The sequence below is a fragment of the Streptomyces cahuitamycinicus genome (assembly GCF_002891435.1).
GTDB lineage: Bacteria > Actinomycetota > Actinomycetes > Streptomycetales > Streptomycetaceae > Streptomyces > Streptomyces cahuitamycinicus.
In genome coordinates, this window is sequence record NZ_POUC01000601.1 from 1 (window position 1) to 3,642 (window position 3,642).

A 3,642-nucleotide genomic window follows, 5' to 3' on the forward strand; every position below is an offset into this window, starting at 1 on the left:
CCTGTGGGCGGGGTCCATATGTGCGGACTCCCTGGAGGCCGCCTCCGTGTCGCCCCACTCCGTGTTCCCGGCCTCCATGTTCTGCTGCGCCTCCGCGAGGCTGATGCCGCGCTGGAAGGCGGCCATCAGTCCGGGATCGTGGCCCACGAGGTGCTCGGGGTCCTGGCGTGGCATCGGCCCGTCACGCAGCTGGGGTGCGATGTGCTCCTGGGCGCGGCGGCGGGGCAGTTGGGGCTTGCCCATGGTCCCGCGCACGGCGCCGTTGCGTGGAGTGGGAGGCGTGGTGACGTTCTCGGCGAGGACGCGCCGGTCGTCGGGACTGATGCCGGGCCGTGCCTCGGCCGGGGTGGGACGCTCCCGACGGGCCCCGCGCATGGGCAGGGGCGCGGGCCGGCCGTCCTCCCCGCGTCCGCCCGGGTCGAGTTCGACTTCCTGTTCGTGTTCTTGGGCAGGAGCCGGGAGCGGGGCCGACGGCCCTGCTCCGGACGCGGGCAACGGCACGGACGAGATCCCGAAGTCAGCGTCCCCGTCCCGGGATCGCCCTCGGGACGCGCCCTGGCCGACGCTGGTTCGGGCGCCGCCCCCGGTCCCGTCCTGCCCATGCGGCCCGGTGTGCGAGCCGAGCCCGGTGTGCGAGCCGAGCCCGGTGTGCGAGCCGAGCCCGGTCTGACCGTCCGGCCGCCGCGGCGTGGCCGGACGGTCCGTCCCGGCCGCTCCGGCAGCCGGCTGCCCCGCTCCTCCGGGCGTCCCCGCTCCCGCCTCCGCTCCCAGCAGCGCCTGCGGCACGACGAGCACCGCTTGCACTCCGCCGTAGATGTTGGTCTGGAGGCGGACGGTGATGCCGTGCCGCCGGGCGAGCTGGGAGACGACGAACAACCCGATGCGGCCGTCCGCGAGGAGCCGGGCGACGTTCACCTGATCGGGGTCGGCGAGCAGCGCGTTCATCCGCGTCTGCTCCTCCAGCGGCATGCCGAGTCCGCGGTCCTCGACCTCGACGGCGAGCCCGGAGGTGACGAGGTTGGCGCGCAGCAGGACCTGGGTGTGCGGGGCGGAGAACACCGTGGCGTTCTCGACGAGTTCGGCCAGGAGATGGATGACGTCGGCGACGGCGTGGCCGCGCAGTTGGCCGTCGATCGGCGGGACCAGTTTGACCCGCGAGTACTGCTCGACCTCGGCGATGGCCGAGCGCAGTACCTCGGTCATGGAGACCGGGTTGCTCCACTGACGGCGGGAGACGGCCCCGCCGAGCACGGCGAGGTTCTCGGCGTGGCGGCGGATGCGGGTGGCGAGGTGGTCGACGTGGAAGAGCCCCTTGAGCAGGTCGGGGTCCTCCATCTCGTTCTCCAGCTCGTCGAGGATGGAGATCTCGCGGTGCACCAGCGACTGCAGGCGCCGGGCGAGGTTGACGAAGACCTCCAGCTTCTGTTCGCTGCCGGTCTGGCTGGAGAGCTGGGAGGCCTGCACCACGGCGGTGACGGCGCCGTCGTGCGCGCGGGACAGGTCGGCGGTGAGGAGGTCGAAGTCGTCGGCGTCCTCGGCGGGAGGGCCGGTCCGGTTCTGCGGTGAGAGTGGGGGCGGGCCGTCGCCGCGGCGCAGCGTCTCGACGAGGGTGCGCAGGTCGGCCTCGCGCCGGGCGGTGCTGCGGCGCAGACCACCGATGCGGTCGTGCACGGACCGGGCGGCCCGGTTGGCGGCGACCGCGGCGACGGCGATGCCGACGAGGGCCACGAAGACGGCGCCGCCGAGCACGGCCCACAGGGTGAGGCCCGGCCGCGCTCCGGTGGACCGGACGGTGAAGAGGACGGCGGCGCAGCCGCTGAGGGCGACGGCGACCGGGGGCAGCACCGCGAGACGCAGCAGCTGGGGCCGTATGTGGGTCTCGGGCAGCCCGGGTGCGGTACGGACGGCGGGCCGCCCGTGCCGCCCGCCCTCACGGCGGTCTGCGCGTGCGGCCGGGGCGCGGAGGTGAGACATCGGTGTCCTCGTACTGGTCCGTCGGGCCTGGGTGCCAGGGGGGCTCGCAGGGGTGCGTCCGGGTTCACGTGCCCGCTTGCGCGCTCCTCGGGCCGTGCTCCCGGACTCCCCTCGCGCCCGCCCGGCCCAGGCGCCACCGGGGCCCGCATGCCGGCCCGGGCCGAAGGCCCCGGCGCCAGAAGTGCCGCCCCCGGCAACACCCGTGCCACCACCGGTGGCAGCGGTGTCACCGGTCCGGGCGCCCGGGTCCGTGGCCTTGGCACCGGCGTCGCCGACCGCGGCCGGGCCGGCGTCGGTGGCGCGCGGGCAGCGGGGATCCCCGTCGCGTCGACTCCCTCGTCCGCCCTGCGCGTGCACGTGCCGGCCCCCGCTCCCTTGATCCGCCCTGTTTCCCGACGGCCACTGACAGTAGTCGCCACCGCATCATGTGCGGTGGGCAGTTGACAAACTCATACGGTGAGCGTCCCGCTCTGGTATGAGGTCTCGTACGACAGACCGATAACACCCCTGCACATCCGGCCATGAATGAAACGAGTTCGATCTGACCTGGTCAGAAGCTGTCACACAGAGACGGCGAGGGCCGGGGAGCCTCTCGCTCCCCGGCCCTCGCCGTTGGTCTGACGTATGCCCCGGATCAGCCCGCCGGGAGCGCCTCGGGGTCCTCACTGCCCCGGCCGGCCCGACCGGAGTCGTCACTCACCGTGTCGGCCTGGGCCACGGCTGCAGCGTCCGATGCGGTCTTGATCCCGGCTCCCGTAAGGGCCTGCGCGACCGCGCGGCCACCCGCCGGGGCAAGCGCCACCCCACGCCACCACGGCTCGGACGGGACGTTCTCCGCAGCAGGCTCGAAGGGCTCGCCGGGCCGGGGCAGGGCCACGCCCGCGCCCACCGCGCGGGCGGCCGCGAGCGCCCCCTCGCCGGGGTCCGCCCACGGGTGCGTCGCCAGATTGAAGGTGGCCCAGTGGATCGGCAGCATCGGACCGCTCTCCGGCCCGCCCTGGAGGTCGAGGTGGGCGCGCATGCCCTCCTCGGGGGTCATGTGGATGTCGGGCCAGAAATCGGAGTACGCGCCGATCTGGATCATCGTGGCGTCGAACGGCCCGTGCTCGGCGCCGATCTCCTTGAAGCCGTCGAAGTAGCCGGTGTCGCCGCTGTGGTAGATCCGGTGTTCCTCACCGGCGACGACCCAGGAGGCCCACAGGGTGTGCTGGGTGTTGCGCAGCCCGCGGCCGCAGAAGTGCCGGGCCGGGGTGGCCGTGAGGCGCAGTCCGCCTGTCTCGGTGGTCTCGTGCCAGTCCAGCTCGCGCAGCCGGCCTGCGGACACACCCCAGTGCTCCAGGTGCGCGCCGACGCCGAGGGGCACGGCGAACAGCGTGTCGGTGCCCGCGAGCGCCTTGATGGTGGGCATGTCCAGATGGTCGTAGTGGTCGTGCGAGATGACCACGACGTCGACCGGGCCGAGCGCGGCCAGCGGCAGGGGCACGGGGTGCAGCCGCTTGGGCCCGGCGAAGGAGAAGGGGGAGCAGCGCTCCCCCCACACCGGGTCGTACAGGACGCGTCGGCCGTCGATCTCCGCGAGGACGCTGGAATGCCCCATCCAGGTCAGTCGCAGGCCGGTGGCCGGGGGTCTGGCGATGTCGGCGAGGGTGGTGGAGTGCACCGGAACGG

The 3,642-nt window shown here is 73.9% G+C and carries 2 protein-coding genes; both read right to left on the reverse strand.

Going from position 1 to position 3,642, the window contains the following annotated elements:
- On the reverse strand, positions 1–1,974 hold a 1,974-nt coding region (locus C1J00_RS40060), incomplete at its 3' end, for an ATP-binding protein (protein ID WP_180989873.1).
- 634 nt (positions 1,975–2,608) lie between these two features.
- Positions 2,609–3,642: MBL fold metallo-hydrolase (locus C1J00_RS40070; protein ID WP_102913774.1), on the reverse strand; the 1,034-nt coding region annotated here is incomplete at its 5' end.